Raw genomic sequence first — 15,497 nt, forward strand, 5'->3', positions numbered from 1 at the left:
TCCTTTATCCTTGTTCGGCTACGACGACGCGCGTGCCTTCCACTTGCACGACGACAATCGCCGTTCCGGCGTCGATAAAGCCTCCGGCCGAAACCGCATCGACGCGTTTTCCATCCACTTTCACGACACCAGCCGGACGCAAAGGCGTCAGGGCAACACCTGTTTTCCCTGCGAGGTCACGCTGGTCCTTCGGCGCCACATATCCTTCCTCGTTGCGCTGCGCGTCGCCGAGAACGAATTTGCCAAGCAGACCTTTGACGCCGTACCGTTTGATGAGCAGAAATGCCACCAGAGCCGTGACGATTGCCGCGAGCCCCAGCGAGGCGAGCCCTTGCTGCGTGTCGTAGGCAGCCATCACCAGGCCGGTCACGATGCTGATAAACCCGATCGCTCCGACGATACCGCCTGGCAGGAATATTTCCAAGATCATGAGTAAAATTCCGATGACAAACAGACCGATGTGCAGCCAGTTTGCAAAGCCTGCCACATAATGACCGAAGAAATACAGGCCGAAGGAAACCAGAGAGATCGTACCCGCGACCCCAAAGCCGGGTGCAAACAGCTCAACCACAATTCCTACCAGGCCGATGACCAACAGCAGGCTCATGACGTACGGGCTGGTCACCCAGCGCGCGACCTTTTCCCCACCTGTCGGCTCGATCACCTGAAGGGAATCGCCCGGAACACCAAGGCTGGCCAGCAGCTCTTCCTTGCCGGAAACGACGCGGTCCGCGTAGCCCAACGTTTTGGCTTGCTGGGCGTCGAGCGAGAGCACCGTTCCTTTCGGCTTCAAGCCGGGAAACTCCGTATCCATTTCGACCATGGCCCGCGCCACATCAGGGTTGCGATTGTTCAAGCTGGCGGCCGCCGACATTTTTTTGCTCCATCCGGAGATGAACTTGATATCGGCTGCGTTGCCTGCCAGGTCAATCGGAGTCGCCGCCCCCATGCTGCTGCCTGGCGTCATAATGATTTCATTGGCATTCAAAGCGATGTAGGTACCCGCTGAAAAAGCTTGATTGTCAATGTAGGCAATGGTATGCATGGGAGATTGGCGGATGAGCTGCCCAATCTGGTCGGCAGCATCCACTTCGCCACCTGGCGTATTAATATGCAAGATGACAAGGTCTGCCTGCTGCTCCTGCGCGTCCGCGAAAGCTCTCTCCAAGAAGCTCTCCAGGCCGCGCTCAATCGTGTTGTCTACCGGAATCCAGACGGCTTTTTGATAAGACTGTGCAAACGTCCCTGGCGCTGCCAAAAACATCGAAAGCCCCATCATCAGGCAGAGAAACGAAAAGAGCAATCGCACACGGCGTAAAGCTGGCCTTGTTGCAGTCATTGCATTTACCTCCTTCCTCGTATCAGCTTCAACTTATGCCCAATAAGGTATACGAAGGAGAGAGAAGATTGTTTCAGATTTTTGTCAATAAGATGACCGCTCAAGCACCTTGACACGCCGCAAGCCGTATGTACCGCAAATTCCTCTGGGGGAAAAGAAAAAACCCAGCCATCATCTGGCTGAGTTTTCTCGTTCGTATCTATATGAGGTGTTGCTTGTCTACGATGGTAGTTCCTCAGATACAATCTTTTGCACGAGGGTTCCGTCTGCTCTGCCTTTCACTTTCGGCATGATTGCCCCCATCACTTTGCCCATCTCTTTTTTGGAGGCGGCATTTGTGGCGGCAATTGCTTCCCGAACGATATCGCGAATTTCGTCTTCGCTGAGCTGAGCGGGCAAGTAAGCGGAGAGCACGTCGATCTCTTCGCGCGATTTTAAGGCAAGTTCCTCACGGCCTGCCTTCTCGAATTCGTGGAGGGATTCACGGCGTTGTTTTAACTCACGAGTCAAGATGGTCAGCACTTCGTCTTCAGACAAAGTTCTGCCTTTGTTAATCTCTTCATTCTTTAAAGCGGCTTTCACCATGCGAATAACAGAGAGTTTTAGAGCAGCTTTGTCTTTCATTGCTTGCTTCATATCTTGATCGAGTCGCTCCATTACACTCATGATGGGCCCTCCGTCCATTAATACTTACGTTTGCGAGCTGCTTCGGATTTCTTTTTGCGCCTAATGCTAGGCTTCTCAAAGTGACGACGTTTACGCAGTTCCGCCATCACCCCGGATTTGGCGCTCTCACGCTTGAAGCGGCGAAGTGCGCTATCCAAAGACTCGTTTTTCTTGACTCGAATTTCTGCCATTTGTCTTCCCTCCCTCCGCTAAAACCGTGGGACGCCTGAATCGTGGTACGAACAGACTGTCACACTTCATTATAGGATAGATGACTAATGAAGGTCAACCTTTAGTTCATTTTTATTCGTGAAATCCTGACAAGAGGTGGTAATGAATGTGGAAAACTTCTTGTCCGCCTTCTTTTCCGCAGTTATTTACCAGGCGAAAACCGGACAGCTCCAGCTTTTTCGCCAACGTCTGCGCCACCCGGTGAATGTGGCCGATCAGCGGCAAATCTTCCTCCGTCACATCCATCAGTGTCGGAATCGGCTTGCGCGGGATAATCAGCAGATGGACGCGCGCCTTTGGTGCGATGTCATGAATGACGATAACCTGTTCGTCTTCGTATTCCACGCGGGCTGGAATTTCGCCCTCCATAATCCGGGTAAAAATGCTCTTCTCCATTTTGGCAACCCCTTTCAGCTATGTATATGGCTTCGACGATTTCAAGGCACAGACAGTATCATGATAGCGGACGGCACGCGGCAAATGCAACGGCCAGTCCCGCACTTTTGTCTTGCGGCCTTCCCGGGCGCGTGGTAGCATGACTTCGAGGATTCACGAGTTCGTGAACAACACGACTTCGCAGCTTCACGTTCGCGTTGTCGGCTTCCCGGTGGAGATAGATCCATGGATCAATAGAAAAAGGAGTTCGTGCACATGAAACCAATTGCACTGGAACAGGCCACAATCAATGCAGAAGGACTCTTGCTGGCAGGCTCCCCGCATCTTGTCTTGTCATCCGTTCACTTTGACACCCGCCAACTGAAAGCGGGTTCTTTATTCGTGGCGCTGACTGGCGGCGTTCGGGACGGCCACGACTTTTTGCTGCAAGCAGCCGAGCAAGGAGCAGTCGCGGCGCTCGTATCCAATCAGGAAAAAATTCCTGCGGGCTTGCCCGATGAGTTCGGGCTGATTCTCGTCAACGACACGTTGCGCGGTTTTCAAAAGCTGGCAGCCGCCTATCGGAAAGACTTTTCGATCCCGCATATCGCGATTACGGGCAGCATCGGGAAAACGACGGTGAAGGACATCGTAGCCCACGTACTCGAAGCGCGCTCCCCTGTCTACAAGACATATAAAAACTTGAACAATCATTTAGGCGTGCCGCTTTCCTTGCTACAAATGGAGCCGGAACATCAGGCCGCCGTCCTGGAGCTGGGGATGAACCACGCCGGGGAAATCGACTTGCTCGCCAGCCTGGTCAAGCCGCAAATCAGCGTGATTACGTACATTGGCGAATCGCATCTGGAGTTTTTCGGCACGCGGGAAAAAATTGCGCTCGCCAAGGCAGAGCTGCTGCCGCATACAGCCCCGGACGGCCTCGTCCTGCTGAACAAGGATTCGGAGTACTTGCCGCGCATTGCCCACCTGTATTCCGGCGAGATCATGTACTACTCGGTCAAGGAGCCTTGTGACCTGTGGGCAGAGCAAATCGAGCCGACCGACAGCGGGACGCAGTTTGACGTCTGCTTCGCTTCTGGGGAGCGCTTTTCCGCCTTCCTCCCGCTGCACGGCAAGCATAGCGTGCTGAACGCCCTGCCAGCTGTCGCCATCGCTAGACGCCTTGGCATGAGCGCCGAGCAGATCGTCGAAGCATTGTCGACTGTCAAGCTGTCCGCCATGCGCTTTGAGCAGGTGCCCTCCAGGCACGGCGCGCTGTACATCAGCGACGCCTACAACGCCAGCCCGTCGTCGATGGAAGCTGCTGCGCGCACGTTTGCCGAGCTGTTTTTCGCCCGCAAAAAAGTGCTCGTGCTCGGCGACATGTACGAGATGGGCCCGCAAAGCGCACAGATGCACGCGGGAGTCGGCCAAGCGCTCACAGACATTGCGGACCGCATCGAGCTGCTCGTCACCGTCGGCGAAGACAGCCGCCACCTGCACGATGCCTACGGCGGCCACAAGCTGCATTTTGCCACGAAGGCCGAGGCGCTTTCCGCTCTTTTGCCGCTGCGCGACGAGCGCCACGCCTTTTTGTTCAAAGCGTCAAAAGGCATGGAGCTGTGGACGCTGCTCTCCGATCTGGAAAATCGCGATTAAAAAACAGCGCCTCTCGTCCTGTACGGGAGGCGCTGTTTCATGTGCGGCAGCGGCTATGGCTCCTGCGGCTCGCAGCGTGCCGGGGGCGTGCTCGGGTCAAGAGCCCGGTGTGCCTGCTGTTCGCTTTTGGCTTTTTGCGGGCGGCGTGGCGAAAAAGAAAAAGGCGCTATTTGCTAGCACCTTTCCTTTTGCCTATTCCAACCCTTCCGCTTCGACGATGTTGCGCTGCTTGTCAGCGTGGCGCTCGAGCGCGAGCTGCACCAGGCGGTCAATCAGCTCGCTGTAGCTGACACCCGCTGCCTGAAACAGCATCGGGTACATGCTGAACGGCGTGAAGCCTGGCATCGTGTTCACTTCGTTGATGTACAGTTTGTCATTTTTCTCGTCCCAGAAAAAGTCGACGCGGGAGAGCCCGGAACCATCCAGCGCCTGGAACGCTTTTTTCGCAATGTCGGCGATCCCGTCTGCGACATGCTCGGGAATGACGGCAGGAATGGACAACTCTGTGCCCGCTCCCTTGTACTTGGCTTCGTAATCGTAAAATTCCTTGGCGGCGATGATCTCGCCCACCACAGACGTCACAAGCTCCTCGTTGCCGAGTACGCCAATTTCCAGCTCCCGCGCCTGGACAAACTCTTCCACGATCAGTCTGCGGTCAAAACGGGCAGCCAGATTGAGCGCTTGCACCAGCTCCGCACGGTTTTTCGCCTTGCTGATCCCGACGCTAGAGCCCATGTTCGCTGGCTTGACAAAGCACGGATAGCCGAGTTTGCGCTCGATGTTTTCCGCGACTTCCTCGGGGTTTTTCTCCCATTGCGAGCGCAAAAGACCGACGTACTTGACCTGCGGCAAACCGACTTGGGCGAAGACGGTTTTCATCATCCATTTGTCCATGCCGACCGCGGAGGCCATGACGCCCGTGCCGACATAAGGCAGGTTGGCAAGCTCGAGCATCCCCTGAATCGTGCCGTCCTCGCCGTTTGGGCCGTGGACGACCGGAAAGATCACATCTACCTGCTGGCCGATGGAAAACAACGATGCCGGCTTGCTCGCCGGGATGAGTTCCTGTCCCGATCCGGTTGCCTGGTTGATCGCCTGGTCGCCTGTCGTCAAGCGCAGCGCGTCGATTTTTTCCGGCAGTTGGCCTGCCAGCGCCTCTCCTTTTACCCAGGAGCCGTCCAATTGCACGTAAATTGGCGTTACCTCGTATTTATTCGCATCCACAGCCTTCATGATCGACAAGGCTGTCCGCAAAGAAACCTCGTGCTCCGAGGATTTTCCCCCATAAATAATTCCCAGACGGATTTTTTCTGTTCCCATCCGTGCCATGCTCCTTTCCTCTGTGGCAGGCAAAGAGTCTACCTTAGTTTCATCTCTCTCCTATGCTATGCACGCGCCCAGCATCTGCACTTTGTACCGGGCAAAAGCTCGTCATTTAGCATACACAAACCGACCGGCAAATACAAGAGAAGCAAGTATCACCCACCGCGAAACTTCGTCATATCATGGGAAGTAAAAACCCTGTCATGGAGCTATTTTGCTGGAGGGATGTCCATGAGAGACTACTTGCTTTACTGTACGTATTGCTCCACGTACACGCTGCTGCACAGCTATGACAAAGACAACGGCGCCTTTTTGGGGGAGTACTCGCTCCTTCACAACGACTACACGCGGGACAGCATCGTCCTGAACAAATTTTTGCTCGCTCACCTCGGTCACACCATCCGGCCGATTCCCTCCCAGACGGATGACTATCGGCAAATTATTTGCAACGCCTCCCATTTTCTCGAGGATGACATCGACAAATATGTGGAGGAAAGCCAGCAACGGGCGAAGTTCCGGGAGCGGAACCGCAAGAGCGAGCGCGAAATCGGCCAGGTCCAGCTCTACCTCATCGAGCATTTGCTGACCCACGAGTTGCAAACATTAAGCCAGGCCCGCGCCGCTACCCCCGCCGAAGGACAAGTCTTGCTCGGAAAAGAGCTCGGCTTCAAAAAAGCTCTCGACCTCGTCCGGCAGGTGAAAAACGACAAGCAGTTTGCGCAGTAAGCCTGGCAGGCTGGCGAAATCGGCGCGCGGATGTCAGCCAGCTAGCGCGAGCAGCGACCCCATTCCACGTGAACGCAAAAACAGCGCCAGATACGCTTCGGCGCTGTTTTCTTTTTCTACTTGCGATCGCGCACTTCAAAAATGGCGAACTTCAAGTAATGCGCTTCGTCGGCCCCGCTGATTTGCGGGTGGTCTTTCCCGGCTCCGCGCCACTCGATCAGCCGCAAGATTTTTTTCGCATCGACGGCCGCTTCCTGGATCGTTTCCAAAAACAGCTCCGGCGACATATGGTACGAGCAGGAGGCAGTGACCAAAAAACCGCCCGGACGGACGAGCTTCATCCCGTTCAGGTTGATATCCTTGTAACCGCGGCAGGCGCCTTTGACTGCGCCACGCGACTTGGCGAAAGCTGGCGGATCGAGAATGACCACGTCCCAGCTTTTGCCCGCCTCCACGTTTTCCCGCAAATAGTCAAACGCATTGGCTACGACAAACTCGACGCGGTGCAAAAAGCCGTTCAAGGTGATGTTGCGCTTCGCCGTTTCGATGGCGTGCTCGGAGATGTCGAGCGCCGTCACTTTTTTCGCCCCGTGCTTGCAGGCGTTCAGCGTGAACGAGCCTGTATGCGTGAAGCACTCCAGCACCTCTGCCCCGTCCCAGAACGGATTTTTGACTACTTTTCCCCGCTTGTCGACGGGCATGAGCTTTTGCTCGCCATCTGTTTCTACCTGCTGTAGTGTAATGCCGTGCTTTTCGCCCCACCCTTTCATCAATGGCGCGATCGAAGCGCGGTTTTCCCGCTGGTCGTAGAAAAATCCGGTTTTTTGCCCCTCGACGATATCCACATAGTACTTCAGACCGTTTTCCTCGATCAATACTTCACGCGGACATTCTCCGTACAGAACGCCTTTTCCTTCCGCCAGCCCTTCCAGCTTGCGCACAGGCACGTCGTTGCGCAAATAGATGCCCGTCGGCGCAAACACTTCCACGAGCGCATCGGAAATCCAGTCGATCCGCTTTTCCATGCCCAGCGAAAGAACTTGTACGACCAGCGTATCCTCGTAGCGGTCCACGATCAGCCCAGGCAAAAAATCGGCCTCGCCGTAAATGACACGGCAGGCGCGCGGGTTGTCCACAAATCTGTCGCGAAACTGTGCAGCTTGTCTGATTTTGCGCAAGAAAAACGCATAGTCGATCGCTTCGTTCGGGTCGTAGCTCAAAATGCGCACGATCATTTGCGATGCTGGGTTGATGTAGCCTTTTGCCAAAAAGTGTCCTTTGTGGTTCGTCACTTCGACGATTTCACCCGGCACGACCTCGCCCTGAATTTCCAATACTTCCGACTGAAAAACCCACGGGTGGCCCGCTTCTAGCCGCTTTTTCCGATGCTGATTCAGTAGCACTCTCGCCATGCAGTCAGTCCTCTCCTTGTCATGCTTGCCCCTGTACAGGCATAGCGTTATAGTAACTTCCTTTACGGTTGGCCCCGCGTTTTTAACGGCCAGCCTCGCTTGCTATTGTAATCAAGAAGGAGGAACCCAACTTGTGATGTTCTCCATCCTCGCCCCGTTTACGCTCGGGCTCTGTTTTTTTCTGCTTGGTATGTATGCGATGCGGACCGGCTTTCAAAATCTGGCAGGCAAAAAAATGGAAGAATGGATGTCGCGCTTCACCCGCACGCCCTACCATAGCTTCTGGGTCGGACTGATCGCCACGTTTGTCCTGCAAAGCTCCAGCGCCGTAACCGTCCTGACCATCGGCCTGACCAATGCGGGCATCATCCAGTTCGCCCAGACAGTCGGCATCATCCTCGGGACCAATCTGGGCACAACGGTGACGACAGAGCTGGTCGCATTGAAACTGGAGTCGTTTGCCATCCCGATGTTGCTCGTCGGCGTGGCTCTCTGGCTGATGCCCCGCCCGAACGTTCGCTGCACAGGGCTTGTCATTGCGGGCTTCGGCCTGATCTTCCTCGGGATTGATACGTTGAAGCTGATGGCAAAGCCGTTGGAACAGTCCGAGACGTTCCGCTCCCTTTTCCTGGAAAGCAGCCACTCCATCTGGATCGGGCTTGTCACCGGGATCATTTTCACCGCGCTCATCCACAGCGGATCAGCGACGACCGTCATTACGATGGGGCTGCTCACCCATCAGATTTTGTCCATGGAGACAGCGCTTGCCATCGTGCTTGGGGCCAATATCGGCACATGCTTCACCGCTGTCATTGCCGCGATCGGAACGAATACGGCCTCGAAGCAGGTTGCCTGGTGCCATACGCTCTTCAACGTCGCAGGCGCGATTGTCTTTTTGCCTTTTTTATCCCAGCTTGCCCAGGTCAGCGCCTTTTTAACGGCAAGCCCTTCGATGCAAATCGCCCATTCGCAGACGCTCTTCAATCTGATCTGCTCCATGGCCGCCTTGCCGTTTGTGCCCCAGATTGCCCGCTTCATCCAGTGGATCATTCCAGATAAGCGGCAGCCGCCTACACCGACCGTATGGCTTAAAAAGAAAACGGGATGAGGTAGAGCGAGGTGACGACGCCCGCAACGATCATCGCGACACTCGAAGCCGCTGTCTGGACAGGGGAAATCCGGTTCAAGCTGGCTGTTCCAATCGCATGCGCGCTCGTTCCCACGGCGATCCCGATTGCCCAGTCATCTGTAATCCGGCCCCATTTGAGGACAGGTCGCGCGATCATCACTCCGACCATGCCTGTCAGTGCGGTAAAAAAGGCAGCGAGAGCAGGCACTCCGCCAATCGAGGCAGCCAGCTCCAACGCAATCGGCGTCGTGACCGATTTGCTCAGCATGCTTTTCAGCAGCATATCGTCTGAGCCAAAGCACCAGTGGATCGCATACACAGACGCAATCGCCACGGCACACCCCGCGCAGACTCCGAGCAAAACGCCGCGCCAGATGTGGGCAAACTCTCTGATTTGTCTGGCGAGCGGAACCGCCAACGCGACGGTAGCCGGACCGAGCCAGAACGAAATCCACTGTCCTCCGGCAGAAAAAGCTTCCCAGTCACCGCTTGCGGCCCACCAGATGACCCAGACGAGCACGACCGCCACAATCAGCGGCTGCAAGCGGGGAAAGCGGGCGTTGACCAGCATCGCCCCGCGATAGCCCGCCAGCGTGACCAGGATCGCGAACCATTGGCTAAGCATCCAGCGTCCTCCTTCCTTCCGGCACGGAAGCTTGCGTCTTCTTCTGCTGCTGGCGGCGCAAATAGCTCTGGACGACACGGCCAGTCACGAGCATGACGAGCATCGGCGCTACAATCATCGACAGCGCAATCGACCATGGAGCCTGGGCAAACAAATTCAAATAGCTGGCCACCCCGACGATAATCGGAACGAAAAACAGCATCATGTGGCGAACGAGAAACGTGCTCGCCCGCTCTACCCACTCCATCCGAACCCAGCCCGTGACAAGCCCCAGCGTCAACAAGAGCATCCCGACCAGGTTGCCAGGCAAAGGGATATGCAGCCACTTGCTCGCAAGCACCCCCACTCCATAAAAAGCAAGAAGAATACCGATCCCCGTGACCATTTTCATCTGCCACACCCCTCTCCCGCTTTCTCCTCTCGTCTTCTTTTGTTTCGGTCGTTTCATGCAAAAAAAGTAGGAAAAAGCCCGGCCTTACTTGGCCAGGCTTTGCTTGTGCATGCTAGTATCCGCTGCCTGTTGCTTTTGCGCCCGTCACAATCGAAATGCCGGAGCTTGTACCGATACGGCTCGCCCCTGCCTCGATCATCGCGAGAGCTGCCTCGCCGTCGCGCACGCCGCCGGATGCTTTTACCCCGATATCAGGGCCGACGGTTTTGCGCATCAAAGCAATGTCTTCTACCGTTGCTCCACCTGGTCCAAAGCCGGTGGACGTTTTCACGTAATCCGCGCCTGCTTCCACGCAGAGCTTGCACGCGATTTCTTTTTCCTGGTCCGTGAGAAGACCTGTCTCCAAAATCACTTTCACAAGCACGTCTCCCGCCGCTTGCTTCACGGCAGCCACATCCTGCTTCACGGTTTCCAGGTCACCGGATTTCAGGGCGCCGACGTTCAGCACCATATCGACTTCTGTTGCGCCGTTGGCAATCGCGTCGCGCGTTTCCGCCACTTTTGCCGCCGTCGTGTTCGCTCCCAGAGGGAAGCCGATCACGGTGCACACTTTCACATCTGTACCCGCCAACAGCTCGGCAGAACGCTTCACCCAGTATGGATTGACGCACACAGACATGAAATCGTGCTCTTTCGCTTCCGCGCAGAGCTTGTCGATCATCTCCTGCGTAGCTTCCGGCTTCAAAAGGGTATGGTCGATAAATTTGTTCAATTGCATAAACTACACCTCAATCCCGAGTTTTTGGAAGGCAAGGCGAAAAATGTCGTCGTTGTTCCGGTATCCGCGCTGCAGTTGCAGCTCCCAGGCCTCTTTGGCAGGATGCCAATGAACATCGTTGATTTCTTCCAGTTGCACTGTAATCTCTGTATTGTAGGCTTCCACCAGATAATAGTGGACTTCCTTGTCGACGGACTCCCCCGTCACCGGATGCGTGTAGACGTAGGTAATCATGTCCAGCTTGGCGTCGAGACGCCCTGCGACTCCTGTCTCCTCCAACACTTCACGCAAAGCGGTTTCTTCAATCGTCTCGCCGATTTCCTGCTTGCCTTTTGCCAGCGTGACTTTGCCATAGCGGTCTTCGATCAAAAGAAGCATGTGCTGTCCGTCTTGCAACTGATAGACTACGCCTCCTGCCGATATCTCCTTCATATGGCTCGCTCCTTCAAATAAGGCAGCAGCTCCGTCTCAACGACACGGACAAAAGTCCCTTGGCAATATTCAGAGCCTGGTTTGTCCAGTCTGACCTTGCAAATTTTTCCGATCATGCTCTCGTCGCCAGGGAACACGACGTTCAGGTAGTTGTCGGAGTAGCCCATCAACAGGCCGCTGTCCGGCGCATCTTTGAACGGGCGCTCTGGAATCACTTCCAGCACGTCGCCGACGAATTGCTTGGAGTACGCCATGGTCAGCTCCTGGTTCAGCTCAAGCAATTTCGTTACGCGCTCGTGTTTTTCCTCTTCCGGAATCTGATCGGTCATCCGGGCGGCTGGCGTACCTGTCCGCATCGAGTACGGGAATACGTGCAGCTCCGCAAAGCCGATTTTTTTGATGAAGTTGTAGCCGTTCATGAACTGCTCCTCGGTCTCGCCCGGGAAGCCGACAATGACGTCTGTGGTGATCGCCGCACCCGGCAGCGCTTCACGCACTTTCACCATTTTTTCGTAAAACTCAGCCGTTGTGTACTTGCGGCGCATGCGCTTCAACACTTCGTCGTCGCCCGCCTGCAGCGGCACGTGCAGATGGCGTACGACGCGGTCGGAATTGTTGATGACTTCGATGACTTCATCGGTAATCTGGCTCGCCTCGATCGAGCTGATGCGGATGCGCTTGAGCCCATCCACCTGATGCAAGTCGACCAGCAACTTGGCCAGGTTGTAGTCTTCCAGGTCTTCGCCGTATCCGCCTGTATGAATCCCGGTCAGAACGATTTCCAGGTAGCCTGCTTCCACCAGCTTTTTCGCCTGCTCGACAACGCTCTCCGGCTTGCGGGAGCGCATCAGGCCGCGCGCCCACGGAATGATGCAAAACGTGCAAAAGTTGTTGCAGCCTTCCTGAATTTTCAGCGAGGCGCGGGTTCTGTCCGTGAAGTTCGGGACGTCCAGCTCCTCAAACTCGCGAGCTTTCATGATGTTGCCAACCGCGTTGATCGGCTTGCGCTCGGCTTGAATTTGCTTGACGTATTCGGTCAGCTTCTCGCGGCCTTGCGTTCCCACGACGATATCCACGCCCGGGATTTGCGCGATCTCGCTGGGAGATGTTTGCGCATAGCAGCCGGTTACCGCGACAATCGCGTCCGGGTTGCGGCGAATCGCGCGGCGGATGACTTGACGGCTCTTTTTATCACCTGTATTCGTAACGGTACAAGTATTAATCACGTAAACATCGGCGTCGTCCTGTTCAAAGTCGACTCGCTCGTAGCCTTCTGCCTTGAACAGTTGCCAGATCGCCTCTGTCTCATAGCTGTTCACTTTGCAGCCTAATGTATGAAAAGCAACGGTAGACATTGCCATTCCTCCTTTCGCTTGCGCTCATCCTTTGCGATGCGATGAAGCTTTTCGTTCAAACTGGTAGGAAGCGGCGGCGAGCACGTATTGGCTTGCCGTTTCCGTGCGCAAAATGCGGGGGCCAAGCGACACTGTCAAAAATCCTTTGCTCTCCGCCTGGGCTACTTCCTCCGGGGAAAAGCCCCCTTCAGGGCCAATCAGGACGAGCAGGGAATCGCCAGCCGACATCTGCTCCAGCACCTCATGAACGGTTGTACTGCCTTCCTTTTCATAGGCGATGGCCACATGCGTATAGGCTTGCCCTGCCGCAAGCGCCTCGCGAAACGAAACAGGTGCGAGCAGCTCAGGCAAAACGGCCCTGTGCGACTGCTCGGCTGCCTCCTTGACGATTTTGCGCCAGCGCTCCAGCTTTTTCGCTTCTTTTTTGGCGTCCAGTTTGACGATGGTCCGTTCAGAGGAAAACGGAAAAAAGGAGTACGCTCCGAGTTCCGTCCCCTTTTGCAAGATCCACTCCATCTTCTCGCCTTTTGGCATGCCTTGCCCAATGGTAACGCGGATCGGCAGTTCGCGCTCTTCCTGGAGCAGTTCGATCACTTCTGCCTGGACTTCCTTGGCAGACAAACTGACGAGCCTGGCTCGCGCCGATCTGCCCGCTCCGTCCGAGACGAGGATTTCGTCCCCGATCCGCGCTCGCATCACGTTTACGATATGGTGAACATCGTCTCCGATAATCGTTAGCTCATGCTCATGAAAGAGATGTGGCTCGACAAAATATCGTTGCATCTCGCCAACCTCACTATTCTATCGTTTTTTTGCGACAATTGCTACCCAGTCGTCGATGAAAATGGTTTCCACGACTTCAAGCCCGGAAGCGACCAAAGCGGCTTTGACGTCCGCTTCCCGCGCCGCGATAATGCCGGATGCGATGAACGTGCCGCCTGGCTTCAGCACGCGGAATACATCGTCTGTGAAGCGCAAGATGACTTCCGCCAAAATGTTGGCGACGATGACCTCCACCTGCTCCTCGATGCCATCCAGCAAGTTGTTCTGTCTGACGGTGATGTGCTCGCTCACGCCGTTCAGCTCGGTGTTGGCCTGGGCGGAGCGCACCGCCACCTCGTCCAAGTCCATCGCAATCACGTCTTTGGCCCCCAGCTTGATCGCAGCAATGCTCAAAATCGCCGTTCCGGTTCCCACGTCGTACACGCGATCGCCTTTTGTCAAATACTTTTCCAGCGCGCGCAAACAGAGAATCGTCGTCGGATGCGTCCCTGTCCCAAAAGCCATTCCCGGGTCCATCTCGATGATGATTTCTTCCGGGTGGCGCGGCTCATACTCTTCCCAGACAGGCTTGATCGTCATCCGGTCAGAGACGTGCACAGGCTTGTAATACTTTTTCCAGGCGTGGGCCCATTCGTCCTCGTGAACATCGTTTACGGCGATCGACGCCTTGCCGATGTCCAGGCCGTAGTCGGTCAGTTGCGCCAGTTGCTCTTTCAATTCTTCCACGACATCAATCAACTCGCTGCTGTCAACGGGCAAATACGCTTTGACGAATACGCCCTCGGCCGGAAAATCGTCAGGAGAGAGCTGGTAGATTTCGCCAAAGGGGGTATCCCACTCGCGATAGAGCACCTCCGGGTCTTCGATGACGACACCGTTAGCCCCCATTTCATAGAGAAGGCTGGACACCGCCTCCGTAGCCTCCGCTGTTGTATGGATACTGATTTCTGACCATTTCACGAATCTACCACTCCCCACTTTTGCTTTCCTGATGAACTTGTTTAACTGCAAGCGGACAAAACCGCGACCGATTACTCGCCGCGGAATGCCCGTTTCATTTTTTCAAAAAAGCTTTCGTCTTCTCCGCCTGCGCCATGCTGTCCCGGCTTCTCTCCGGACAGTTCAGCCAACTCGCGCAGAAGCTCTTTTTGCCTGTCGCTGAGCTTCGTCGGCGTGATGACGCGCACTTTGACGTGCTGATCGCCACGGCCGTTGCCGCGCAGGTGCGGCACACCTTTTCCACGCAAGCGGAAGAAGGTTTCTGTCTGTGTTCCCGCCGGGATTTTCAGCTTCACGCGGCCATCCACGGTTGGCACCTCGATCTCGTCGCCGAGCGCCGCCTGTGCGTAAGTGAGCGGCACTTCGCAGTAAATATCGTTGCCTTCGCGCTCGAAAAACTCGTGGCTTTTCACGCGCAGCACGACGTACAAATCACCTGGAGGCCCTCCGTTGGCTCCCGGTTCCCCTTCGCCCGAGACGCGCAATTGCGCTCCGTCATCGACACCTGCCGGGATGTTGAGATGAATTTTGCGGCGTATCTTGACGCGTCCACTGCCTCGGCACGTGGAGCATTTTTCTTTGAAAACTTTTCCTTTGCCTTCGCACGTGGAGCAGACGCGACGGTTGACGATGCGGCCAAACGGCGTGTTCGCTGCCACTTCCTGCTGCCCGGTACCGTGACAAGTTTTGCACGTCTCGACGCCTGTTCCCGGTTTGGCCCCGGAGCCGAGGCACGTATCGCACTCCGCTTCTTTCGGGATTTCCACATCGGTTTCTTTTCCAAAAATCGCGTCGATAAAATCAATGCTCAGGCCGAATTGCAGATCGGCCCCTTTGCGCGGCGCGTTCGGGTTCGCGCGTCTGCCGCCGCCACCGAAGAACATGTCAAAAATGTCTCCGAAGCCGCCCATGCCCGACGTGTCAAACCCTCCGCCGCCAAAGCCCTGATTCGGGTCCTGATGGCCGAAACGATCGTACTGCGCGCGTTTTTGCGGTTCAGACAGGACATCGTAAGCTTCCTTGACTTCCTTGAACTTTTCTTCCGCATCAGCGGCTTTATTTACATCCGGATGGTACTGGCGGGCAAGCTTCCGGTACGCTTTCTTGATTTCTTCCGCGTCCGCGTCCTTGGCTACTCCCAGAACCTCGTAGTAATCGCGTTTCATCTCCTAATATCACTCCCATGACAGTCAACTGTTATCATAGCATGTGACAGACCCGAAAAAAAGTCAAAGTCAGCTTTTGCGTGACTTTGACTTCCATGGGGTCACATC

Annotated in this window: 17 protein-coding genes; 3 read left to right on the forward strand and 14 right to left on the reverse strand. The window is 55.5% G+C overall.

The window, feature by feature from the left end; translation table 11 throughout:
* Window positions 1-4: 4 nt before the first annotated feature.
* From M655_RS17650 to M655_RS17665, 4 genes are all read right to left on the reverse strand, one after another.
* Window positions 5-1,339 carry an NfeD family protein gene (locus M655_RS17650; protein WP_026558441.1) on the reverse strand — a complete coding sequence of 445 codons (1,335 nt, stop codon included), beginning with the start codon at window positions 1,337-1,339 and terminating at the stop codon, window positions 5-7.
* A gap of 219 nt (window positions 1,340-1,558) precedes the next feature.
* Window positions 1,559-2,005 (reverse strand): GatB/YqeY domain-containing protein, encoded by a 447-nt coding sequence (locus tag M655_RS17655; protein ID WP_005833074.1) that lies wholly within the window; start codon window positions 2,003-2,005, stop codon window positions 1,559-1,561.
* A 17-nt stretch (window positions 2,006-2,022) separates the two neighbouring features.
* Window positions 2,023-2,196, reverse strand: coding sequence for a 30S ribosomal protein S21 (gene rpsU, locus M655_RS17660; protein WP_005833076.1), 174 nt, complete (start codon window positions 2,194-2,196; stop codon window positions 2,023-2,025).
* A gap of 112 nt (window positions 2,197-2,308) precedes the next feature.
* The gene (locus M655_RS17665) at window positions 2,309-2,632 is read right to left on the reverse strand and encodes a histidine triad nucleotide-binding protein (protein ID WP_005833078.1); all 324 of its coding nucleotides are present in this window, start codon (window positions 2,630-2,632) and stop codon (window positions 2,309-2,311) included.
* A 255-nt stretch (window positions 2,633-2,887) separates the two neighbouring features.
* Between M655_RS17665 and M655_RS17670 the strand changes: the two genes are divergently transcribed.
* Entirely contained in the window at window positions 2,888-4,270 is a 1,383-nt protein-coding gene (locus M655_RS17670) for a UDP-N-acetylmuramoyl-tripeptide--D-alanyl-D-alanine ligase (protein WP_005833080.1), read from the forward strand.
* Between the two features lie 192 nt (window positions 4,271-4,462).
* Here the strand turns inward: M655_RS17670 and M655_RS17675 are convergent, their stop codons facing one another.
* Window positions 4,463-5,590: a D-alanine--D-alanine ligase gene (locus tag M655_RS17675; protein WP_005833082.1), complete on the reverse strand. Its 1,128-nt coding sequence runs from the start codon at window positions 5,588-5,590 to the stop codon at window positions 4,463-4,465.
* Window positions 5,591-5,824: 234 nt separating this feature from the next.
* Between M655_RS17675 and M655_RS17680 the strand changes: the two genes are divergently transcribed.
* Window positions 5,825-6,319 (forward strand): hypothetical protein, encoded by a 495-nt coding sequence (locus M655_RS17680; protein ID WP_007777570.1) that lies wholly within the window; start codon window positions 5,825-5,827, stop codon window positions 6,317-6,319.
* Between the two features lie 116 nt (window positions 6,320-6,435).
* Here the strand turns inward: M655_RS17680 and M655_RS17685 are convergent, their stop codons facing one another.
* Window positions 6,436-7,731 carry a class I SAM-dependent rRNA methyltransferase gene (locus tag M655_RS17685; protein ID WP_005833084.1) on the reverse strand — a complete coding sequence of 432 codons (1,296 nt, stop codon included), beginning with the start codon at window positions 7,729-7,731 and terminating at the stop codon, window positions 6,436-6,438.
* 133 nt (window positions 7,732-7,864) lie between these two features.
* Between M655_RS17685 and M655_RS17690 the strand changes: the two genes are divergently transcribed.
* Window positions 7,865-8,839, forward strand: a complete 975-nt coding sequence (locus tag M655_RS17690) for a Na/Pi cotransporter family protein (protein ID WP_007777562.1) — start codon at window positions 7,865-7,867, stop codon at window positions 8,837-8,839.
* On the opposite strand, the gene M655_RS17695 is transcribed toward M655_RS17690, so the two are convergent.
* The 8 genes from M655_RS17695 to dnaJ all read right to left on the reverse strand — a co-directional run bounded on the left by M655_RS17695 (window position 8,820) and on the right by dnaJ (window position 15,389).
* Window positions 8,820-9,485: an LrgB family protein gene (locus M655_RS17695; protein WP_005833089.1), complete on the reverse strand. Its 666-nt coding sequence runs from the start codon at window positions 9,483-9,485 to the stop codon at window positions 8,820-8,822. The two genes, M655_RS17690 and M655_RS17695, sit on opposite strands and share 20 nt — an antisense overlap.
* Complete coding sequence (locus M655_RS17700) at window positions 9,478-9,876, reverse strand: CidA/LrgA family protein (protein ID WP_005833091.1); 399 nt, start codon at window positions 9,874-9,876, stop codon at window positions 9,478-9,480. Before M655_RS17700 ends, M655_RS17695 begins: the two co-directional genes overlap by 8 nt.
* Before the next feature lie 112 nt (window positions 9,877-9,988).
* On the reverse strand, window positions 9,989-10,654 hold the full coding sequence (deoC, locus tag M655_RS17705) for a deoxyribose-phosphate aldolase (RefSeq protein WP_005833092.1): 666 nt from the start codon (window positions 10,652-10,654) through the stop codon (window positions 9,989-9,991).
* 3 nt (window positions 10,655-10,657) lie between these two features.
* Window positions 10,658-11,086 (reverse strand): NUDIX hydrolase, encoded by a 429-nt coding sequence (locus tag M655_RS17710; RefSeq protein ID WP_005833094.1) that lies wholly within the window; start codon window positions 11,084-11,086, stop codon window positions 10,658-10,660.
* Window positions 11,083-12,441, reverse strand: a complete 1,359-nt coding sequence (gene mtaB / locus M655_RS17715; protein ID WP_005833096.1) for a tRNA (N(6)-L-threonylcarbamoyladenosine(37)-C(2))-methylthiotransferase MtaB — start codon at window positions 12,439-12,441, stop codon at window positions 11,083-11,085. Before mtaB ends, M655_RS17710 begins: the two co-directional genes overlap by 4 nt.
* A 24-nt stretch (window positions 12,442-12,465) precedes the next feature.
* Complete coding sequence (locus M655_RS17720; RefSeq protein WP_005833098.1) at window positions 12,466-13,224, reverse strand: 16S rRNA (uracil(1498)-N(3))-methyltransferase; 759 nt, start codon at window positions 13,222-13,224, stop codon at window positions 12,466-12,468.
* Window positions 13,225-13,242: 18 nt separating this feature from the next.
* Entirely contained in the window at window positions 13,243-14,184 is a 942-nt protein-coding gene (prmA, locus tag M655_RS17725; RefSeq protein WP_005833100.1) for a 50S ribosomal protein L11 methyltransferase, read from the reverse strand.
* Between the two features lie 71 nt (window positions 14,185-14,255).
* Window positions 14,256-15,389: a molecular chaperone DnaJ gene (dnaJ, locus tag M655_RS17730; protein ID WP_005833102.1), complete on the reverse strand. Its 1,134-nt coding sequence runs from the start codon at window positions 15,387-15,389 to the stop codon at window positions 14,256-14,258.
* Between the last annotated feature and the right edge of the window lie 108 nt (window positions 15,390-15,497).

It is taken from the genome of Brevibacillus sp. NSP2.1, from assembly GCF_000470975.2.
Taxonomy (GTDB): domain Bacteria; phylum Bacillota; class Bacilli; order Brevibacillales; family Brevibacillaceae; genus Brevibacillus; species Brevibacillus agri.

What these genes read in the sequence shown, in the direction of transcription:
- M655_RS17655 (WP_005833074.1), bottom strand. Translation starts at nt 2,005, where the DNA reads ATGAGTGTAATGGAGCGACTCGATCAAGATATGAAGCAAGCAATGAAA.
- M655_RS17665 (WP_005833078.1), bottom strand. Translation starts at nt 2,632, where the DNA reads ATGGAGAAGAGCATTTTTACCCGGATTATGGAGGGCGAAATTCCAGCC.
- M655_RS17700 (WP_005833091.1), bottom strand. Translation starts at nt 9,876, where the DNA reads ATGAAAATGGTCACGGGGATCGGTATTCTTCTTGCTTTTTATGGAGTG.
- M655_RS17680 (WP_007777570.1), top strand. Translation starts at nt 5,825, where the DNA reads ATGAGAGACTACTTGCTTTACTGTACGTATTGCTCCACGTACACGCTG.
- M655_RS17675 (WP_005833082.1), bottom strand. Translation starts at nt 5,590, where the DNA reads ATGGGAACAGAAAAAATCCGTCTGGGAATTATTTATGGGGGAAAATCC.
- deoC (WP_005833092.1), bottom strand. Translation starts at nt 10,654, where the DNA reads ATGCAATTGAACAAATTTATCGACCATACCCTTTTGAAGCCGGAAGCT.
- M655_RS17695 (WP_005833089.1), bottom strand. Translation starts at nt 9,485, where the DNA reads ATGCTTAGCCAATGGTTCGCGATCCTGGTCACGCTGGCGGGCTATCGC.
- M655_RS17710 (WP_005833094.1), bottom strand. Translation starts at nt 11,086, where the DNA reads ATGAAGGAGATATCGGCAGGAGGCGTAGTCTATCAGTTGCAAGACGGA.
- mtaB (WP_005833096.1), bottom strand. Translation starts at nt 12,441, where the DNA reads ATGTCTACCGTTGCTTTTCATACATTAGGCTGCAAAGTGAACAGCTAT.
- dnaJ (WP_005833102.1), bottom strand. Translation starts at nt 15,389, where the DNA reads ATGAAACGCGATTACTACGAGGTTCTGGGAGTAGCCAAGGACGCGGAC.
- rpsU (WP_005833076.1), bottom strand. Translation starts at nt 2,196, where the DNA reads ATGGCAGAAATTCGAGTCAAGAAAAACGAGTCTTTGGATAGCGCACTT.
- M655_RS17670 (WP_005833080.1), top strand. Translation starts at nt 2,888, where the DNA reads ATGAAACCAATTGCACTGGAACAGGCCACAATCAATGCAGAAGGACTC.
- M655_RS17650 (WP_026558441.1), bottom strand. Translation starts at nt 1,339, where the DNA reads ATGACTGCAACAAGGCCAGCTTTACGCCGTGTGCGATTGCTCTTTTCG.
- M655_RS17685 (WP_005833084.1), bottom strand. Translation starts at nt 7,731, where the DNA reads ATGGCGAGAGTGCTACTGAATCAGCATCGGAAAAAGCGGCTAGAAGCG.
- M655_RS17720 (WP_005833098.1), bottom strand. Translation starts at nt 13,224, where the DNA reads ATGCAACGATATTTTGTCGAGCCACATCTCTTTCATGAGCATGAGCTA.